Source organism: Micromonospora cathayae (assembly GCF_028993575.1).
Taxonomy (GTDB): Bacteria; Actinomycetota; Actinomycetes; order Mycobacteriales; family Micromonosporaceae; genus Micromonospora; species Micromonospora cathayae.
In genome coordinates this window covers 5,352,129-5,372,095 of sequence record NZ_CP118615.1, presented here as the reverse complement: position 1 = coordinate 5,372,095, position 19,967 = coordinate 5,352,129, and the positions used below count along the sequence as shown (strand labels likewise).

The following is a 19,967-nucleotide window of genomic DNA, read 5'->3' as shown; positions in this document are numbered from 1 at the left end:
CTAAGTGGAGACCTCTCCGACCACGGTGACATCTGGTTGAAAGGAGAGCCTGATGGCTCAGTACGCGATCATGATCTTTGAGTCGAAGACCCCGGGTGGTTGGGCCGATCTCCCGCCGGAGGTGATGGCGGCGCACGAGCAGTTCCCGGGCAAGATCGAGGAGCTCGGCGGCAAGATCGTCAACGGGTTCGCCCTGGAGCCGGCCGGCACCGCCCGGGGGGTCCGTGGCGAGGTGGTCACCGACGGGCCGTTCCTGGAGTCCAAGGAGGTCCTCGGCGGCTTCTTCGTGATCGAGGCCCGGGACATCGAGCACGCCACCGCCATCGCGAAGCTGACGCCGATCGCCAGTGGTGGTGTCGAGGTTCGGCCGCTGCTCTCGGCGTGACCGAACCCGCCGCGACCGATCTCGAGAGGTTCGTCGCCGATGTGCACCGTCGTGAGTGGGCCGCCGTGCTCGCCGCGACGGTGCGCGTCGCGCGCGACCTCGACCTCGCCGAGGAGTGCGTCCAGGAGGCATACGTGGCGGCCCTCAGTGCCTGGGCCGACGGCCTGCCGGACAATCCCGGCGCCTGGCTGACGGCGACCGCACGACGCAAGGTGCTCGACGCGATCCGGCGCGAGCAACGCTTCAGGTCCAAGATGCACCTGCTCGTGGAGCCCGACGTGACCGAGACGGAGGAGCCCGAGGAGCACGTGTTCCGCGACGACCGGCTACGGCTGGTCTTCACGTGCTGCCACCCGGCGCTGGCCAAGGAAGCCCAGATCGCGCTGACGCTGCGCCTGATCTGCGGCATGAGCACCGCCGACATCTCCCGGATGTTCCTGGTCTCGGAGACCACGATGGCGGCCCGGGTCACCCGGGCCAAGAAGAAGATCATGGCGGCCCGGATCCCGTACCGGGTGCCGCCGCCCGAGGAACTGCCGGACCGGCTGGACGCCGTGCTCACGGTGATCTACCTGCTCTACACCACCGGACACACCGCCCCGTCCGGCGGGCAGCTGGTGCGGGAGGATCTCGTCGACGCCGCGATGCACCTCGCCCGGATGCTCGTGGAGCTGATGCCCGACGAGCGGGAGGTCCGCGGGCTGCTGGCGTTGATGCTGGTCACCGACGCGCGCCGGCTCACCCGGACGGACGCCGAGGGGCGGCTGCTGCTGCTGGAGGAGCAGGACCGCTCCCTGTGGGACCTGGCCGCCATCGAGGAGGGCTGCCGGCTGGTGGCCGAGGCGCTGCGCGGCGGGTCGCCCGGCCGCTTCACCGTGCAGGCGGCCATCGCCGCCGAGTACGTGCGCGCCCCCACCTTCGCCGAGACGGACTGGGAGCGCATCCTCGCCTTCTACAACTACCTGCTGACCCTCTGGCCGTCGCCGGTGGTGGCCCTCAACCGGGCGGTGGCGCTGGCGATGCGCAGCGGCCCCGCCGCCGGACTCGGCGAGGTGGAACGGTTGGAGAGCACCGGCCAGCTGGCCGGCTACCGCTACCTCGCGGCCACCAAGGCCGACCTGCTGCGTCGGGTCGGCCGGCACGCCGAGGCCGTGTCCACGTACCAGAAGGCGGTGCAACTCGCCGACAACGACGCGGAACGGGCCTTCCTGGTGGCCCGGATGGCGGAGTCGGCCCGGCACTGACGCCGGTCCCTGCCGAGTCCACCCCGGACCCCCGGGATCCGGTGGGTCCGGGGTGGACCGGCGGTCAGCCGAGCAGGGGGCGTACCTCCACACCGCCGCGCCAGGTGGCGGGCGAGTGCTTGAGGATCTCCAGGGCGTGGTCCATGTCGCGCGCCTCGAGCACGCCGAATCCACCGACGACCTGCTCCGAGTCGACGAACGGCCCGTCGGTCACCACGGCGTCCCGCCGGACGGACTTGGCGGTGGTGGCCGGGTGCAGCGCGAAGGCGTGCACGTACTGGCCGCCGAGTTCCTCGGTCTGCTTGGCGAAACGGTCGTGCGCCTCCAGCTCCTCTGCCGGGGCCGACTCCCAGTCGGCCGGAGCGGGTGCGTAGATGAAGACAGCGAACTGAGCCATGGGCTCTCCTTCCGGTTGGTGCCGGCCCGGCAGCGTGCGGCCGGCGGTCGCGGGGCGGCGGGGTCGGAGCGCCCGCCGCGGGATCACGCGCTGAGACCGTTCTATCATCTCTGCGTGACCCCCGGCCGCGCGGGGTGACGGCGGAGCCGGAGCGGTCAGGCGGCCGGGCCGCGGTCCCGGGGGGCCGGCACCGCGCCGGCCGGGGCGGGCCGGTGCCGGGCGAAGCGGCGCATGACCGGCTGTTCGATCCGGCTGAACTGCAACCACGCCAGCAGCAGGGTGACCGCGAAGAGCAGCGCGATCTCGGCCAGCGCGACCGGGGTGCTCGACCGCGGGTACCCGAGCCACTGGTGGCCGTAGTTCACCACCAGGCTGTGCCACATGTAGAAGGCGAACGACACCTCGCCGAGCCAGACCATGACCCGGCTGGACAGCCAGCTCGGCCGGCCGGCGACGTCCGCCCGGGCGGCCGCCGCGATGACCAGTCCGAGCGGGACGATCATGACCGCCACCACGCCGAACGCCGGCGGGGTCAGCGTGGTGAGGACGTACCCGCCGACGGCCAGCGCCGTCGCGCCGCCGAGGCCGACCGGTACCCGGCGTCCGGTCATCACGATCCGGGCCAGCAGGATGCCGAAGACGAAGTCCAGCATCCGGGTGGCGGGGAACTGGTAGACGAGCCAGAACTCGGTGTCGTCGAGGAACACCACCGGCAGCAGCGGCCCGTCCGGGCGGGCCTGCGCCACGGCGGCGATCGCCACGACGGCCGCCGCCACGCCGATCGCCCACGCCCACAGCCGTTCCGGCCGGATCCGGTCGATCAGCCGGAGCAGCCACGGGAACGACAGGTAGAACAGCGCCTCGCAGGACAGCGACCAGGACGGGCCGTTGAAGCTGCCCCTGATCTCCAGCTCCGGGAACCAGGACTGGATCAGCAGGAGGTTGTACAGCGCGTGCTGCGGGTCGACGGTGGCCCCGGTGGCGAAGACGAGCAGCAGCAGCGCCGCGACGAAGGTGACCAGGTGGTTGGGGTAGATCTTGAAGAAGCGCCGCCGCCAGAACGCGCGGGTGGTGTCCGTGGGGCGCGCCGACCAGGTCAGCACGAAACCGCTGAGGACGAAGAAGAAGCCGACCCCGATCCAGCCGCCGTGCAGGAAGAACCACTCGAAGCCGCGTTGCGCGTCCGACGAGGCGAACGGGTTCAGCACGGTGACGTGGATGCCGAACACCAGCATGGCGGCGATGAACCGCATCCCCGTCAGGGACGGTAGTTGCCCGGGTCGGGAGGAGGTCCGTGCCGACAGTTCGTCCTGACTCGACAGACGCGCCACGGCGCACCTCCACATCCCCGATCCTGGTCCCCGAAATCCAAGGTCACGGATGTTAGCACTGATCCACTCCGGTCGTTACCCGTTGTGTCCGTGAGGCGACAGGCCACGCCCGGTCCGCGGCGACCGACGCCGCCGCTCCGGGCACCCCCGGTCGGTCCACGACCGACGCCGCCGCTCCGGGCACAGCCCCCGGTCGGTCACCGGTCACCGACGGCGGGGATCACCTCGGCGCCGACCACCTCGACGTCCCGCAGCGGCTCGGGACCGGCCAGGATCCCGATGGCCGTCTGGACGCCCACGTCGGCGAGGTCACCGAGCTGCCCGATCAGCGCCTTCGTGGCCTCCGGCGTGGACACGTCGAACGGCAGGATGCAGGTCTTCTCGATCGCGTCGTAGTCGCGGCCGGCCTCGTCGCAGTACCGGCGCAGCAGCGCGAGCTTGTCCGCCAGGTCCGGGCCCGGGTACAGGTTGCAGGCGTCACCGTAACCGGCCACCAGCCGTAGCGTGCGCGGGCCGCCGCCGCCGATGAGCACCGGGGGGAGCGCGCCGGAGAACCCGGCCGGGACGTTGAGCGGACGGTCCAACCGGTAGTGCTCGCCGACGAACGGCCGGTCGTCACCCTGCCCCAGCTGCCGCCGGATCCGCAGCGCCTCCTCGAGCATGGCGAACCGCTCGCCCACCGACGGGAACGGCACCCCCATGCCCAGCGCCTCGTCGGGGTACCAGCCGACGCCCACCCCGAGCAGCGCCCGGCCCCGGGACAGCACGTCGAGGGTGCTGATCTGCTTCAGCAGCATGCCCGGCGCCCGGAAGTGCACCCCGGCCACCATCGGGGCCAGCCGCACCCGGCTGGTCTGCGCCGCGATCGCCGCCAGCACGGTGAAGCACTCCAGGAAGGGCTGCTCGACCGCGCCCATGGGCGGGGACTGCCAGACGTGGTCGGGCACACCGATCAGCGAGAACCCGGCGTCGTCGGCGCTGCGGGCCGCGGCGGTGAGGGTGTCGGCGATCCGCTGCGGGCCCCCCGCCCAGTCGTAGGTGACGATCTCCATACCGATCCGCACGTCCGCTCTCCCCTTCGGTCCCGACGGCGCTGCTACCCCCGTCGCTGTGTCCGCCGGAACGCTGGCGCGTCCGCCGGCCGGCCTGTGCCGGCGTCCAGTGTGGCGGCAGCCACCGCCGCGCTCCTCTTCGAAACTGCTCAGTGCCGGTCGGCCCGACCGGGCCGGTCGGGACGGCACGCTCGGAGAAGACACCGGTGGCGCTCCGGTGGACGCTGAGGGGGCCCGAGCCGATCATCCTGCCCGGCGGGCCGCCGCCGGGCGTGTCCCGGAAGGAACGACCGTGACCGATACGGTCCAGCGCACTGTCGCCCCCGGTCTGTCGACACCCCCCGCCGTCACCCCCGACGACCCCCGGTACGAGAGCCTGCTGCGGGGCACGAACCACCGCTTCGTGCCCCGCCCCGACGAGGTCCGGGTGGCCACCACCACCGAGCAGGTGGTGGCCGTGGTCGCCGACGCGGTCGCCACCGGCCGGCGGATCGCGGTGCGCAGCGGCGGGCACGGATTCGAGGACTTCACCGCCTCGGCCGACGTCCGGGTGCTGCTGGACCTGTCGGAGATGACCGAGGTGCGATTCGACGCCGAGCGGCGGGCGTTCAGCGTGCAGCCCGGCGCGACCCTCGGGCACGTGTACCGGGTGCTGTTCAAGGGCTGGGGGGTGACCCTGCCCGGCGGCGAGTGCGCCGAGGTCGGCGTCGGCGGCCACTTCGCCGGCGGCGGGTACGGCCCGCTGTCGCGCCGGGACGGCTCGATCGTCGACTACCTGCACGCCGTCGAGGTCGTGGTGGTCGACGCGGACGGCGGGGTCCGGGTGGTGGTGGCGACCGACGATCCGGCGGACCCGCACCACGACCTGTGGTGGGCGCACACCGGCGGCGGTGGCGGCAACTTCGGCATCGTCACCCGGTACTGGCTGCGCGCCCCGGGGGAGTCCTCGGCCGACCCCGCCGACCTGCTGCCCAAGGCCCCGGCGCGGTGGCGGACCGCGATGCTGCTCTGGTCGTGGGAGGGGCTCTCCGAGGCCGACTTCACCGCGATCATGCGCAACGTCGGCACCTGGTTCGAGCGCAACAGCGCCCCGGACTCGCCGGCCCGCAATCTGACCGGCTTCTTCGTCTCCAGCCACCGGTCCGGCTGGGGGGTCTCGGTCGGCGCGTCCATCGACGCCGACGTGCCCGACGCCGAGGAGCAGGTCGAGCGGTACCTGGCGGCGATGACCGCGGGCGTGGCGGCCGAGCCGGTGCACCGCGAGCAGAAGGTGCGGCCCTGGCTGTACGGGGCGTCGTACCCCGGCTGGGGTGACCCCGGCACCATCGACTCCCGCCGCATCAAGATCAAGGCGGCGTACCTGCGGCGCGGCTACCGTGACGGTCAGCTCGCCACCATCTACCGGCACCTGTCCGGCGGCGACGCCTTCCCGATCGAGTTCATCCTCATCGGGTACGGCGGCCGGGTCAACGCGATCGACCCGGCGGCCACCGCCACCGCCCAGCGCGACTCGATCCTCAAGGCGGCGTTCCTGTCGGTCTGGCCCGACCAGGCCCAGGACGACACGGTCATCGCCCGGCTGCGGGAGATGTACCGGGACGTGTACGCCGAGACCGGCGGCGTGCCGGTGCCGGACGAGGTCAGCGACGGCTCGTACATCAACTACCCGGACGCGGACCTGGCGGACCCGGCCTGGAACACCTCCGGCGTGCCCTGGCACGACCTCTACTACCGCGGCAACTACCCCCGCTTGCAGCAGGTCAAGCGCCGGTACGACCCGAACGAGGTGTTCCGGCACGCGCTGTCGGTCCGGCCGGCGGCGGACCCGTCCGGAAATTGATGCCGGCGGACTGTCGATTTCGCGCGGCCCCGTACGACGTATCTGTGCGGGGCCGCTCGCGCCCTGGTGAAACTGCTGCCGCAGAGCTTGAGGAGATCTTTCATGGTGGAGAAGACCCCCACGGTCGAGCGGGACGCCGTGCCGGTCGCCCAGCTGCGCGCCACCGTCAAGGGCGAGGTGCTCGAGCCCGGTGACGCCGGCTACGACCAGGCCCGCACCGTCTACCTGGGCGGGATGGACCAGCGCCCGCCGGTGATCGTCAAGCCGGTCGACGCCGCCGGCGTCGCGCAGGTCATCGCGGTGGCCCGGGAACACGACGTCCCGCTGACGGTCAAGGGCGGCGGGCACAGCATCTTCTGTCTCAGCGACGAGGGCATCGTGCTCGACGTGTCGTCGCTGAAGGACCTGGAGATCGACGTCGAGGCGCGTACCGCCTGGGCCGGCGCGGGCCTGACCGCCGGCGAGTACGCCACCGCCACCGCCGAGCACGACCTGGTCACCGGTTTCGGGGACACCGACAGCGTCAGCCTCGGCGGCATCACCGTCGGCGGCGGCATCGGCTACCTGGTCCGCAAGCACGGCCTCAGCGTCGACAGCCTCCTGGCCGCCGAGGTGGTCACCGCCGACGGCGAGCTGCGCCGGGTCGACGCCGACAACGAGCCCGACCTGTTCTGGGCGATCCGGGGCGGCGGCGGCAACTTCGGCGTGCTGACCCGGCTGAAGTTCCGCCTGCACCCGCTGGGCAACATCCTCGGCGGCATGCTGTTCCTGCCGGGCACCCCGGAGGTCGTCGCCGGCTTCGTCGAGCTGGCCAAGCAGGCCCCCGAGGAGCTGTCCAGCATCGTCAACATCGTGCCCTGCCCGCCGATGCCGTTCGTGCCGGAGGACAAGCACGGCCAGCCGATCGTCATGGCCATGATGGTCTACGCGGGCGACGGCGAGGCGGCCGAGCAGGCCATCGCCCCGTTCCGGGCGCTGGCCACCCCGTACGCCGACATGATCGAGTCCATGCCGTACCCGGGCGTCTACCCGCCCGAGGAGGAGGACTACCACCCGGTCGCCGCCGCCCGGAACCTCTTCGTGGACGACATCGACCTGGAGACCGCCACGATGATCCTGGACCGGATCAAGGCGTCCACGGCGACCATGCCGGCGGTGCAGATCCGGGTGCTCGGCGGCGCGCTTTCCCGGGTGCCCGCCGACGAGACCGCGTTCGCGCACCGGCACCGCGGCATCATGATCAACATCGCCGCGATGTACGAGGACCCGGCCCAGGCCGAGGAGCAGACCCGCTGGGCCGACGAGTTCACCGCCGCGCTGGCGAAGGGCGTGCCGGGCGTGTACGTCAACTTCCTGGCCGACGACAGCAAGGCCCGCATCCACGAGGCGTACCCGGAAGCCACCTGGGACCGCCTGCGGTCGATCAAGGCGACCTACGACCCGGCCAACGTGTTCCGGCACAACAACAACATCCCGCCGGCCGACCAGAGCTGATCCCCTCGGGTGCGCCCCCGCACTCCGCACGGCGGGGGCGCACCCGCATGACCGGCTTCCCCCCCCAGCCGGTCATGAGGGACGCGGCCGCCGCCCCGGCAAGGGCGGCGGCCGCGTCCGCTCGTCGACGACCGGTCAGCGGTGGGGTCGGCGCGCCGCCACCACCACGTACCCGACCTGGCTCTTGCGGGGGGCGAAGAACCCCAGACCGTGCTGCGAGAACGACGCCAGCGCCTGGTCACCGAACTGGGCCACCAGCTCGGCGCGGCGCTCGCTGGCCGCGCTGATGTACTTCGCCTTGCGGCCGAACACCCGCGGCCCGCACTGGGTGTACTCCTCGATCTCGAAGCCGGCCGCCTCGGTCAGCGCCAACCACTGCTCCAGGGTCGGCAACTCGGTCAGCTTCAGCGTCGTCATGAACTTCCTGATCCGCTCCGGCTCGTCGTTGGCCCGCAGGCTGAAGTCCGAGAAGGACAGCCGGCCGCCCGGCCGCAGCACCCGGAACAGCTCCCGCAACGCGCCGGCGGCGTCCGGCGCGTTCTGCAACGACTCCAGGGCCAGCACCGCGTCGAAGCTGCCGTCGGCGAACGGCAGCGCCATGTAGTCGGCCAGCTGGAACCGCACCTGGTCGGCCAGCCCGTTCGCCGCGGCACGGGCCGCCGCCGCGGCCATCTCCACCCGGCTCAGCGTCACGCCGGTCACCCGCACCCCGTACGTCTGGGCCAGGTAGACGGCGGTCTGGCCGGGGCCGCAGCCGGCGTCGAGGAGCCGCTCACCGGGGCGCAGCCCCAGCGTCTCGCAGACTTTGCGGCTCATCCGGTGCACGGCCTCGGGCAGCGGGGTGTCGTCCTGCTCGTCGTACCAGTACCACATGTGCGTCTGCCCGTTGCGGAACGCGTCCTCGATCGGCGTACGCTCGTCGTAGTGCCGGCCGATGACGGCGGCGTCGTGCCCGTGCTGGTCCATGGTTGCCTCACAGGGGAAGGGGTCGGGACGCGCGCCGGGGCACTCAGCCGTTGAGCAGCCGGCCCCGCTCGGCGCGCAACTCGCTGAACGACGACAGGTCCGGGGCCGTCCAGCCGTCCAGGTCGTACTCGTCGAGGCACTGCTCGACGAACGCCTTGAACCCGTCGAGCTGGCCGTCGGCGGTCTGCGACGCCAGCATCTCGATCCGGGTGTTCTCGTGGTTGCCGGCGTAGTTCATCTCGTACAGTTCGTGCCGGCTGCCGAACTCGGAGCCCACCGCGTCCCACAGCAGCTTCATCACCTTGACCCGCTCGGTGGCGTCGATGCCGTTCGAGCCGCGCAGGTAGCGGTCCAGGTAGGGGCGGACCTCCGGGTTGTGGAAGTCCTCCGCGCTGGAGTTGAGGTAGATCAGCCCGCTGGCCACGTCCTGCCGGATGATCTCGCAGATCCGCGGGTAGCCGACCTGCATGAACCACCGGTACGCCAGCCCGTACGCCGGGTTGGGCAGCACCGCGCCGTTCTTCCACGGCACCGGGTTGCGGGCCGCCGCGTCGGAGAGCCCCAGGAACAGGGCCCGCCAGGCCAGCACCTCACCGAGCCGGGACTGGATGCCCCGGAAGTCGCGGGTGCCGGTGATCTCCAACGCCTTGGTCAGCAGCCCGGCCAGGAACTCCAGCTTCACCGCCAGCCGGGTGCAGCCGTGGAAGGTGAACCGCTCCACGAAACCGGCCCGGCCGGAGAACAGCATCGCCTTGCCCAGGTGGCCGTAGACGAACACGTTCTCCCAGGGGATCAGCACCTTGTCCAGCACCAGGATGGCGTCGTTCTCGTCCAGCCGGGACGACAGCGGGTAGTCGAACGGGCTGCCCATCACCGCCGCCGTCGCCGTGTACGAGGTACGGCAGATCAGCTTGAGGCCCGGCGCGTCCATCGGGATCGTGGCGACCAGCGCGAACTTCCGGTCCTTGATCGGCAGGCCGTGGTGGGCGATGAAGTTGTAGTGGGTCAGCGCCGACCCGGTGGCGACCACCTTGGCGCCGCTGACCACCAGCCCGGCGTCGGTCTCCTTCTCCACGTGCACGAACACGTCGCCCACCTGGTCCGGCGGGAGGTTCCGGTCCACCGGCGGGTGCACGATCGCGTGGTTCCAGTACAGGACCTTCTCCTGCGACTCCTTGTACCACCGCCGGGCGTTGTCGGCGAACGGCTCGTAGAAGTCCGCGTTCGCGCCCAGCGTGCCCAGGAACGACGCCTTGTAGTCGGGGCTGCGCCCCATCCAGCCGTAGCTGAGCCGGGACCAGGCGGTGATCGCCCGCTGCGCGGCCACCAGGTCGTCGGCGCTGCGCGGGGTGGTGAAGAACGCGTGGGTGAAACCGTTGCTGCCGGTGTCGGTGGGGACGGTCAGCACCCCCCGGTTCGCCGGGTCGTGCAGCGCGTCGTACAGCCGGGCGGTCATCCGGACCGGGTTGCGGAACGCCGGGTGCTCGGCGACGTTCTTCACCCGCTCGCCGTACAGGTAGATCTCCCGGTCGTCGCGCAGGCTCTCCACGTACTCGTCGCCGGTCAGGGGACGCGTGCCGGGTCGGGCATCGTCCGTCGTCGGTCGCTGCGTGGTCATCTGACTCCACCCGTGGGTTCGGGGGCAGCGTCCGCAGCGGTCGGAGTGACCGGCTCGGACGCTGCCGGGACGGTTGGCGGGATCGGCCGGCGGCCGCGTCGCTTCGACCCGAAGCGGCGCATCATCGGCTGCTCCACCAGCGTGAACAGCAGCCACGACAGCGCTACCGACACGGCGAACAGCAGCACCAGCATGGCGATCCCGAACGGCGTGCTGCCCGGCTGGTCGGTGCCGAGCCAGCGGCTGCCGAAGATCAGCACCTGGAGGTGCACCAGGTAGAACGCGTACGCCAGGTTGCCCAGGTAGACCATCGGTTTGCTGCTGAGCAGGGTCGGCCGGGTCCGGCGCATGTCGGCCACCGCGCCGGCCGGGATCAGCAGGGCCAGCGGCACCGCCATCACCGCCACCATCCGGAACTCGGGCGGGAACAGCGGGCCGAGGCCGTACGCGGCGACCACGAGCGCCATCGCCCCGCCGAAGGTCAGCGGCACCCGGCGGTTGGTCAGCACGATCCGGGCCAGCAGCATGCCGACGAAGAACTCCAGCATCCGGACCGGCGGGAAGTGGAACAGGATCCAGAACTGCTCGGCGCTCAGCTCGATGAACGGCATCGGGTTCGCCGACGGCACCACCAACCGCACCACGAACGGCACCACCAGCGTGATGACCGCCAGCACACCGATCGCCCACGCCCACAGCCGCTCCGGCCGGATCCGGCGCACCAGCGCCAGCAGCGCCGGGAAGCACAGGTAGAACAACAGCTCCGCGGACAGCGACCAGGACGGCGAGTTGTAGGCGATCCGGACGTCGAGCTGCGGGAACCACGCCTGGATCAGCAGCACGTTCGCCAGCGCGCGCCGCCCGTCGAAGGCCAGACCCAGCACGGTGACCATGCCGATCGCGGTGACCGCGAACATCACCAGGTGGTTCGGGAAGACCCGGACCAGCCGCCGACGCCAGAACGTGGTGGTCCGGTCGCCCTCGCGCCAGACCCAGGTGAGCACGAAACCGCTGAGCATGAAGAAGAAGCTCATGCCCGCCCAGCCACCCATGGTGACCAGCCCGAGGTACTTGCCGCTGAAGCCCGGCGAGGTGAACAGCACGTACCCGGTGGCGTGGAACGAAAAGATCATCGCCGCGACCACGAACCGCAGGCTGGTCAGCGACGGGAGCATCGTCGGGTGGGTGACGGCGGGGCCGTCCGGAGGGGTCGATGACGTCATGGCACACCTTTCCATGGGCAGGGCGGCTACGGCCTCGGCATCGGCACGTCATCGTCACCGGGCGCGCGGCACGGAGTGAATGTTGCACCCGGTGCGGCGGCGCGCACCTCCCAGCGTGCGCGATCGCGCCGGTGTCGGCGGCCCGACCGAGGGGCCGTCTGCGGTGCGTCCGGACCCCGCCCGGGGCGCGCCGCAATCCGGAAGATGCCGTGGACACACGCCCGGCACGAGGCTGGGCGCAGTGCCCCCGACCACCTGGAGGAGATGCCGTGTCCGCACAGGACTGCTGGGAGGTGCTGGTCCGCCGCGACGACCCGACGGTCACCGAGGTGCGCGCCGGCTCGACCGAACCGCTCGAGCCCGGCCAGGTACGGCTGGCCGTCGAGAAGTTCGCGGTCACCGCCAACAACGTCACCTACGCCCGGCTGGGCGACTCGGAGCTGCCGTTCTTCGACGTGTTCCCAGCCGCCGACGGGTACGCCCGGGTGCCGGTCTGGGGGTACGCGCGGGCCGAGGCGTCCCGGCACCCCGATGTCGCCGTCGGCACCCGCTACTTCGGCTTCCTGCCGATGTCCAGCCACCACACCACCTGGATCACCCCGACCGACCGGGGATTCGTCGACGCCGCGCCGCAACGGGCCTTCCTGCACGACTGGTACCGCACCTACCCGCTCGGTGAGGTCCCCGACGAACTCGACGACCTCCGTACCCTGGTCCGGCCGCTGTACCCGGCGTCGTTCGCGCTCGCCGACTTCCTCGTCGAGCACGGCGCGGCCGGCGTGGCGCGGGCCGTGGTGAGCAGCGCGTCGAGCCGTACCGCGCTGGGCCTGGCCGAGCGGCTGCGCGACGACCGTCCACTGGAGCTGGTCGGGCTCACCGCCGCCCGGCACCGGGACTTCGTCACCGGCCTGGGCCTCTACGACCGGGTGCTGACCTACGACGAGGTGTCCACCCTGCCCGCCCGGACCTCGACCGTGCTGCTCGACTTCACCGGTCAGCCGGCGGCGCTGGCGGACCAGTGCGGACACCTCGCGCCCGGCCTGGTGCACACCGCCCAGGTCGGCTACACCCACGCCGGCGGCACCATGGAGCTGCCCGAGCTGCCCGGCCCGGCACCGGAGATCTTCTTCACCCCGGACGTGGAGCAGAAGGCGCGGGCCGCCGAGGGCGCCGACCGCCACCACGCCCGGTACGCCGCCGCCGAGGAGCGGTTCCTGCGGTCCACCACGGACTGGCTCCGGGTGGACCGGCGGCGGGGGCCGGAGGCCGCCGCCGCGGCGTTCCTCGACGCGCTGCGCGGGTCGGCGTCACCGCAGGTCGCCACGGTCGTGATCGGCTGAGCGTCCGATCAGCGGACGGTCCCGGGGAGGGGAACGACAAAGGGCAATTTGAGAGGTGCCGGCCCGGTTGACCGGTGTGAGGCTGACTCCCAAACCGGCGTGGACCAGCGGTGCCGTCGAACCCGGCACGCCACGGAGCCCCCCGGGACCGGTTGCGGGATGCGCGGCGGCAGCGTCCGACGGCCCGCTCGACACGAAGGAACCACCGTGACCCAGAACCTCGACCGCATCGACGCACCCACCACGCCACGGATCAGGCCGGGACGTCCCCCGGAAGGAAAGAAGCCGCTGTGGCGGCGTCCCTGGATCGTGCCGCTGTTCATCTTCTCCGTCATCTACATCGCCATCACCGCGCTGCCGTACCTGAACCGGGAAACGGCGCCGCTGATGCCGCACGAGGGCTTCTCGCTCTACTACCCGGCGCTGATCGCGCACATCGGGGTCGCCACCATCGCGCTGCTTACCGCGATCTTCCAGGTGTGGCCGTGGCTGCGCCGGACCTACCCGGCGGTGCACCGCTGGGGCGGCCGGGTGTACGTGGTGACCACCCTGATCGCCGGCGCGCTCGGGCTGATCATCGTGCCGTTCGCCCCGCCGGTGGGGAAGCTCGGCGTCACCATCGCGACGCTGCTCTGGATCACGTTCAGCGTCATCGGCTACATCCGGATCCGGCAGCGGCGCTACGCCGAGCACCGCCGGTTCATGCTGTACGCCTTCGCCATGGTGATGAACAACTTCTGGGGTTCGATCATCGTGATGGTCGGTATGCAGCTGCCGTTCGAGATCGACGGGAACTACTACCTCGAGGCGGCCCGCTGGGTCGGCTGGGTGGGCAACCTGATGGCGGTGCAGTGGTGGCTCTACCGGACCGCCGGTCGACCGGTCCGCTGACCGCCGACCGCTGACGGACACGACGGTGCCGCGCCCGGATTCCCGGGCGCGGCACCGGTCGGATCAGGGCACGATCTCCATGGTGGCCATCATGCCGATGGAGGAGTGCTCCAGGAAGTGGCAGTGGAACACGTACTTGCCGGTGTAGCGCGGGAAGTGCGCCTGCACCCGGATGTTGCGGGCGCCGGCCGGCACGTAGATGGTGTCCTTGAGCCCGGCGTCCTCCGGCAGCGGCGGCGCACCGTCCCGGTCGAGCACCCGGAAGTGCGTCATGTGCAGGTGGAAGTTGTGGTCGATGCCGTCGGGGTCGCTGTTGTGGATCCGCCAGATCTCCGTGCTGCCCCGCTTGATGGTGAAGTCCACCCGGTCCGGGTCGTACGGCTTGCCGTTGACCTGGCCGACCGGGAACCCACTCAGGTCGAAGCTGAAGTCGACGTCGCGCTCCCTCGTCGCGCGCGGCATCGGCGGCAGCGGAACCAGCGTGGTGGGCATCCGGCGGCGGTTGGCCTCCTGGCGGACCACGTCGAACCGGAGCACCGGGACGCCGCTGCGGGCGTCGTTGAGCACCAACTGCGTGCCCACCGGGTACCGGGCGAAGTCGATCACGACCTCCTGCCGCTCGCCGGCCGACAGCCGCACCAGCGTCCGGGGCAGCGGGGCCGGCAGCAGGCCGCCGTCCGAGGCGATCTGGGTCATCGGCTCGCCGTCGCCGAGGACCAGGTCGAAGCCCTTCTCGGTGGAGGCGTTGAGCAGCCGGAACCGGTAGCGGCGGGTGCCCACCCGGAAGAACGGCTGCACCTTGCCGTTGGTCAGGATGGTGTCCCGCTCGATCTGGTAGAGCAGCTCACCGTTCTCGTCGAACTGCACGTCCCGGAACATGATCGGCACGTCGTACGCGCCGGTGGGCAGGCCGAGGCGGGCCGAGGAGCCGTCCTCGATCAGGTAGAAGCCGTGCAGGCCCCGGAAGACGTGCTCGGCCTCCATGTGGTGCGCGTGGTCGTGATACCACAACGTCGCGCCACGCTGGAGGTTCGGGTAGTTGTACGTCCGCGACTGGCCGGGCTCGATGACGTCCATCGGGAAGCCGTCGCTGTCCGCCGCGACGTGCCCGCCGTGCAGGTGCACGTTGGCGGGGTGGTCGAGCTGGTTGGTGAACTCCACCTTCACCGGCCGGCCGAGGTCGGCCCGGATGGTGGGCCCGAGGAACTGGCCGTCGTAGCTGTACACCGCGGTGGTCTTGCCGGGCAGGATCTCCACCCGGGCCGGCTTGATCGCCATCCGGTACAGGTCGGTGCCCCGCACGGTGCGGGTCGGCCGCTTGGTGACCGGTACGGGCATCGGCACCGAGAACGGCTGGTCCGCGGTGGTCGGCTCGGCCGTGGGGCTGGCCGCGGCCCGGTGCATGACGCCTGCGGCGAGCATGGAGCCGGTGGTGACGCCGAGCGCCAGGAAGTGTCGCCGGTTCGGCATGGATCTCCCATCAGTGGGCAGGATTGACCGACCTCGCGTAACGAGGCGGGCAGCAGGTACTCTCCCGCGCGCGCGGGAAGCCGCACCGCATCGTCTCATCACGAACCGGTCGGTATCTCTTCCAAAATGCTCTCTTCTCGTTGGTCGGTACCGGTGTGGGACCGACGGCAACGACGAAGATGCCCGCCCATGGCGTCGGCCTCCACGATGGGCGCACCGTGACGGCGACTCCGATGACCGACGTTGGCGATCAACGCGGTGGCCCGTACGTCAACGGTCGTCAGTTGGAGGTTGACATATGGGTCTCGAACCCACCCACACGCTCATCGCCCCACCCCCGGCGGATCCGGGAACCGGTGCCCTGGTGGACCGGGAGGCGCTGCGCCGCACCGCCTTCCTCTTCCAGGACGGCGTCATGCTGGCCGCGACGGTACGGGCGCTGGACGCGCTCGGCCTGCTCGACGGCGGGACGCCGCCGCGCCGCCCGGACGACAACGGCTACCTGCGGGTCGCCTGGCGGTGCCTGGCCGCCGCCGGCTGGCTGACCGGGGACGACTCCGGGGCCGACTGGACACCCGCCGGCCGGGCCGCGCTGCGCCACCGGGACCGGTACCTCGCCGCCGGCGAGTTCCTGGCCCGCTTCGACCGGACCGACCCGGGCTGCTGGGCGGCCCCCTGGGACGGTGCCACCGGCGACACCTTCACCGCCCTGGTCGACGCCCACCTGGACTGGCGGCGGGGCCTCGACCCCACCGACCTGGCCGTGGCCCACCTGGACGGCGCGTTGGCGGTGCCCGCCCTGCTGGCGCTGCGCGGCGCCGGCCGGCTGGACTCCCCGGACGGGGAGACCGCCCGCCTGCTGACCGCGCTCGGCTGGCTCGACCCGGCCCACCGGTGGACCCCGTGGGGGAACGCCGGCCTGGCCTTCGTCGACCACCTGGGCATGGTCGGCTCGTACCTGCCGATGCTGTCCCGGCTGCCGCAGCTCTGCCGGGGCGACCTCGTCGTCAGCCCCGGCGCGGGGGAGTGGCACTGCGAACGGCAGCTCAACGTGCAGGCCAGCGCGGCGGCCCACCGGCGGTACTTCGCCGACGCCGACCCGGTGTTCCGGGACATCTTCGCCGGCCCGTCCCGGCCGGCGTTCATCGCCGACATGGGCTGCGGCGACGGTAGCTGGCTGGCGCACCTGCACGGCATGTTCGGCGACGACATCCGCTACGTCGGCATCGACGTCAGCCCGGTCGCGCTGGACACCGCGCGGGAGGTGCTGGAGGCGGCCGGCGTCCGCGACCCGATCCTGCTGATCGGTGAGATCGGCGACCCGGCCGCGCTACGTGGGCAGCTCGCCGCGCACGGCCTCGACATGACCGACGGACTGCACATCCGGTCGTTCATCGACCACGACCGCACGTACCTCGGCGGTGGCCCGCGTGCCTCGGTGCCCGGCCTGGCCAGCGGCGCGTACGTGGCCCCGGACGGGTCCCCGCTGAGCGCCGTCGACGTGGAGGCCGACCTGGTGGCCCACCTGAGCCGGTGGCAGCCGCACGTCGGCCGGCACGGGATGGTGGTGATCGAGGCGCACTGCGTGGCCCCGCAGGTCACCCGGCGGCACCTCGGCGCGCTGCACTCGGTCGCCTTCGACGCCTACCACGGGCTGTCCCACCAGTACCCGGTGGAGTACCAGTCGTTCCTGCAGTGCTGCCGACTGGCCGGGTTCGAGCCGAGCGGCCACCTGGAGCGCCGCTACCCGACCTCCCGGCCGTTCGTCGCGGTGTCGCTGAACCGGCTCACGCCGGTGCGGCCGACCCCCCGGTTCACCCCGGCGGTACGCCAGGACACCTGGCAGCCGGCGCCGGAGACCGACCTGACCGACGGGGTCCGGCTGCACGAGCTGCTCTACGTCGACGGTGACCTGAACCGGCCGCGCGGCTGGGCGGCCGGTGCCACCGGCGAGGTGGTGCACGACGCGCTCCGGGCGGTCGAGGCCCGCATCCCCCAGGTCCGTCCCGGGGAGGCGGTACGGGTGCTCGACTACGGCGCCGGGACCGGGCTGGCCTCCCTGGAACTGGTCCGCGCCCTGGCCGCGCACCGGATCGAGGAACGTCTCGCCGAGCGGGGAGCCACCCTGGAACTGCACGTGGTGGACATTCCGACACCGTGGTTCGCGCAGGGCTTCGCGCTGCTGCGGGACGTCCCGTACACCCGGTTCCACGCGCTGCGTGACCCGGCCGGACGGTTCCGACCGCTGTCGGAGGTCACCGGTGGCCTCGCGGTGGACGTGGTGGTCGCCAACATGGTCTTCCACCTGCTCAGCGGGGACGCCATGCGGCACGCCGCCGCCTCGATCGCCGAGGTGCTGCGGCCCGGTGGGGTGCTGACCTTCAGCGCACCCGACCTGGACCCGGCGACCAGGTACGCGGTGCTGTTCCACGATCCGAACCGGTTGCTGCGGCGGTACTGGCTCGCGGCGCTGGACAGCGCCGACCCGGACGCCCTGCCGCCGGTGGTCCGGGCCGCGGTGGCCGCCGTACGTCCCGCCACGCGGGCCGAGGCGCAGCGGCGGGCCGACCGGCGGATCCTGCCGAGTCCACGTACCGTGGCGTCGGTCGAGTCGGCCCTGGCCCCGCATTTCGCCGGCCGGACCCGGCGACGCACCGACGAGCTGCTCGCCGAGGAGAGCCTGTTGACCGCGCTGGTGCCGGCGAACCAGTCCGAGTATCTCGCCGAGGTCACCGACCCCGGCCTGCGGACCGACCTGATCCGGTACCTGATGAGCCGGCTGGTGCTGCCCGAGCTGATGGCCGGCCCGGCCGGCACGGCGAACGGCCTGAACATCGCCTGGACCACGGGGCGCTACCAGCGTCGCTGAGCCGCCCGGCCGGCCCGGGCCCGGCTTCCGCCGCCCGGCCGGCGCGTGGTCGACTCCGCACCGGCCGGGCGGCGGCCCGCCGGGGCACCGCCGGAACGACCCCGAGCCGCGGTTCGCGTGCGGGACCGGTGTCGCCACCGTCCCCGGGACGCGAGCCGCGGCTCGGTCGTGGCCGGTCACCGTCAGGTCCGGGCCGGCCCTGGCTCGACCGGATCGGGTGTGTCCGTGGCGGCCGGCTCGGTCGGCTCGGCGCCCGAGGCGTTCTCCTCGCCGGTCGGCGGCAGGTGCTTGAACCACTGCCAGGCGAGCACGGCGAACACGAGGAACAGCACACCGGCGAGCGTGGCCACCAGGTTCAGCCCGGAGGTGAACGCCTCGCGGGCCGAGGTGACCAGGTCGTTGGCGGACGGCCCGGAGAGTTCGCCGGCCACCGCGATCGCGTTGGCGATGCTCTCCCGGGCGGTGGTGGCCGCCTCGGCCGGCAGGTCGGCCGGGACGTTGATCTCGTTCCGGTAGACGGCCGTGCCGATGCTGCCCAGGATCCCGATACCGGCCGCGACGCCGAACTCACCGCTGGTCTCCGACAGCGCCGACGCCGAACCGGTCTTGTCCGGCGGGGCGGCGTTGACCAGGATGTTGTACCCCAACGCGACGACCGGGCCGAGGCCGGCCTGGGCCAGCACCGAGCCGATCACCACCAGCGTCAGGCCGTTCTCGGCCGGGACCTGGGAGAGCACGGCGTAGCCGATGGCCGACACCACGAGCCCGCCCGCCATCAGGGCGCCGGGGCGGATCTTCTGGGACAGCCCGGTGCTGATGCCGATGCCGACCAGCGTGGCGAGCGCGCCGGGCACCAGCCACAGCCCCGTCTTCCACGGCGAGAGCCCCTCGACCATCTGGATCTGCAGGTTGACCAGCAGCAGGCTACCGCCGGTGATGATGCCGACCAGCGAGCCGAGGACCAGGTCGTTGCGGAGCAGGGCGATCTTGAACAGGCCGAGGTCGAGCAGCGGGTCGGTCAGCCGGCTCTGCCGGCGGACGAACAGCACCCCGAAGACCACGGCGGCGACCACCGCGATGATCGGCCGCAGCTCCAGGCCGTCGCGGGCGAACTCCTTGATGCCGTAGATGAACGGCAGGATGGTCAGCAGCGAGAGCGCCACGCTCAGCGGGTCGAGGCGGCCGGTGTTCGGGTTCTTGTACTCGGGCAGCAGCGCCGGGCCGGCGACCAGCAGCAGCAGCATGACCGGCACCGCCAGCAGCAGCACCGAACCCCACCAGAACGACGACAGCATGACGCCACCGATGATCGGGCCCAGGATGCCGCCGCCCACGAAACAGCCGGTCCACACCGCGATGGCGGTGGCCCGCTGCTTCGGGTTCTTGAACATGTTGGTGATCAGGGCCAACGTGGACGGCGCGAGGGTCGCGCCGGCGATGCCCAGCAGCGCCCGGGAGGCGATGAGCATCTCCGCGCTGGTGGAGTAGGCCGCGATCACCGAGGCGACGCCGAAGAAGGCGCCACCGATCAGCAGCAGCTTCCGCCGCCCGACCCGGTCGCCGAGGGTACCCATGGTGACCAGGAAACCCGCGAGCAGGAAGCCGTAGATGTCCATGATCCACAGCGACTGGGTGGCGCTCGGCGCGAGATCCTCGGCCAGGTGCGGCAGGGCGAGGAACAGCACCGTCAGGTCGACCGACAGCAGCAGTGCCGGCAGGACCAGGACGATGAGCCCCAGCCACTCCCTGCGGCCGGCGAGGGCGTTCGGGTCGTCCTCTGTGTTCGTATCCATCGTGTTCCTTTCGTGGTGTCACATGTGCGGTGGTGCCGGTCGGAGCGCCGCCCC

General features: G+C 71.9%; 15 protein-coding genes. 7 read left to right on the top strand and 8 right to left on the bottom strand.

The annotated features are described in order from the left end of the window. Window positions 1–52 precede the first annotated feature (52 nt). Together PVK37_RS23940 and PVK37_RS23935 are read left to right on the top strand one after the other, a co-directional pair. On the top strand, window positions 53–385 hold the full coding sequence (locus tag PVK37_RS23940; RefSeq protein ID WP_275030033.1) for a YciI family protein: 333 nt from the start codon (window positions 53–55) through the stop codon (window positions 383–385). 65 nt (window positions 386–450) lie between these two features. After that, on the top strand, window positions 451–1,629 hold the full coding sequence (locus tag PVK37_RS23935; protein WP_275035219.1) for an RNA polymerase sigma factor: 1,179 nt from the start codon (window positions 451–453) through the stop codon (window positions 1,627–1,629). A gap of 64 nt (window positions 1,630–1,693) precedes the next feature. Here PVK37_RS23935 and PVK37_RS23930 read toward each other — a convergent pair whose 3' ends face one another. The 3 genes from PVK37_RS23930 to PVK37_RS23920 form a co-directional block, all read right to left on the bottom strand. After that, a complete protein-coding gene (locus tag PVK37_RS23930; protein ID WP_275030032.1) occupies window positions 1,694–2,026 on the bottom strand; it encodes a YciI family protein in 333 nt (110 codons plus the stop codon). A gap of 155 nt (window positions 2,027–2,181) precedes the next feature. After that, entirely contained in the window at window positions 2,182–3,279 is a 1,098-nt protein-coding gene (locus PVK37_RS23925) for an acyltransferase family protein (protein ID WP_341483397.1), read from the bottom strand. Window positions 3,280–3,554: 275 nt separating this feature from the next. Then, window positions 3,555–4,421 carry a TIGR03560 family F420-dependent LLM class oxidoreductase gene (locus PVK37_RS23920; protein ID WP_275030030.1) on the bottom strand — a complete coding sequence of 289 codons (867 nt, stop codon included), beginning with the start codon at window positions 4,419–4,421 and terminating at the stop codon, window positions 3,555–3,557. A 280-nt stretch (window positions 4,422–4,701) separates the two neighbouring features. On the opposite strand from PVK37_RS23920, the gene PVK37_RS23915 reads away from it, so the two are divergent. Next, a complete protein-coding gene (locus tag PVK37_RS23915) occupies window positions 4,702–6,249 on the top strand; it encodes an FAD-binding oxidoreductase (protein ID WP_275030029.1) in 1,548 nt (515 codons plus the stop codon). A gap of 102 nt (window positions 6,250–6,351) precedes the next feature. Further along, window positions 6,352–7,743, top strand: coding sequence for an FAD-binding oxidoreductase (locus PVK37_RS23910; RefSeq protein WP_275030027.1), 1,392 nt, complete (start codon window positions 6,352–6,354; stop codon window positions 7,741–7,743). A 135-nt stretch (window positions 7,744–7,878) separates the two neighbouring features. Here PVK37_RS23910 and PVK37_RS23905 read toward each other — a convergent pair whose 3' ends face one another. The 3 genes from PVK37_RS23905 to PVK37_RS23895 are packed head-to-tail and all read right to left on the bottom strand — an operon-like array spanning window position 7,879 to window position 11,550. Beyond that, window positions 7,879–8,709: an SAM-dependent methyltransferase gene (locus tag PVK37_RS23905; RefSeq protein WP_275030024.1), complete on the bottom strand. Its 831-nt coding sequence runs from the start codon at window positions 8,707–8,709 to the stop codon at window positions 7,879–7,881. A gap of 43 nt (window positions 8,710–8,752) precedes the next feature. Beyond that, window positions 8,753–10,327: a 4-hydroxyphenylacetate 3-hydroxylase family protein gene (locus PVK37_RS23900; RefSeq protein ID WP_275030022.1), complete on the bottom strand. Its 1,575-nt coding sequence runs from the start codon at window positions 10,325–10,327 to the stop codon at window positions 8,753–8,755. After that, entirely contained in the window at window positions 10,324–11,550 is a 1,227-nt protein-coding gene (locus PVK37_RS23895) for an acyltransferase family protein (protein ID WP_275030020.1), read from the bottom strand. Before PVK37_RS23895 ends, PVK37_RS23900 begins: the two co-directional genes overlap by 4 nt. 269 nt (window positions 11,551–11,819) lie before the next feature. Between PVK37_RS23895 and PVK37_RS23890 the strand changes: the two genes are divergently transcribed. Both PVK37_RS23890 and PVK37_RS23885 read left to right on the top strand, forming a co-directional pair. Continuing rightward, window positions 11,820–12,890: a DUF2855 family protein gene (locus PVK37_RS23890; RefSeq protein WP_275030019.1), complete on the top strand. Its 1,071-nt coding sequence runs from the start codon at window positions 11,820–11,822 to the stop codon at window positions 12,888–12,890. Between the two features lie 207 nt (window positions 12,891–13,097). Further along, complete coding sequence (locus PVK37_RS23885; protein WP_275030017.1) at window positions 13,098–13,781, top strand: DUF2306 domain-containing protein; 684 nt, start codon at window positions 13,098–13,100, stop codon at window positions 13,779–13,781. Between the two features lie 63 nt (window positions 13,782–13,844). Here the strand turns inward: PVK37_RS23885 and PVK37_RS23880 are convergent, their stop codons facing one another. Beyond that, the gene (locus PVK37_RS23880) at window positions 13,845–15,251 is read right to left on the bottom strand and encodes a multicopper oxidase family protein (protein ID WP_275030015.1); all 1,407 of its coding nucleotides are present in this window, start codon (window positions 15,249–15,251) and stop codon (window positions 13,845–13,847) included. Window positions 15,252–15,549: 298 nt separating this feature from the next. Between PVK37_RS23880 and PVK37_RS23875 the strand changes: the two genes are divergently transcribed. After that, window positions 15,550–18,120, top strand: coding sequence for a class I SAM-dependent methyltransferase (locus PVK37_RS23875; RefSeq protein WP_275030014.1), 2,571 nt, complete (start codon window positions 15,550–15,552; stop codon window positions 18,118–18,120). A 182-nt stretch (window positions 18,121–18,302) separates the two neighbouring features. On the opposite strand, the gene PVK37_RS23870 is transcribed toward PVK37_RS23875, so the two are convergent. After that, complete coding sequence (locus tag PVK37_RS23870) at window positions 18,303–19,913, bottom strand: MFS transporter (protein WP_275030012.1); 1,611 nt, start codon at window positions 19,911–19,913, stop codon at window positions 18,303–18,305. Window positions 19,914–19,967: the final 54 nt, after the last annotated feature.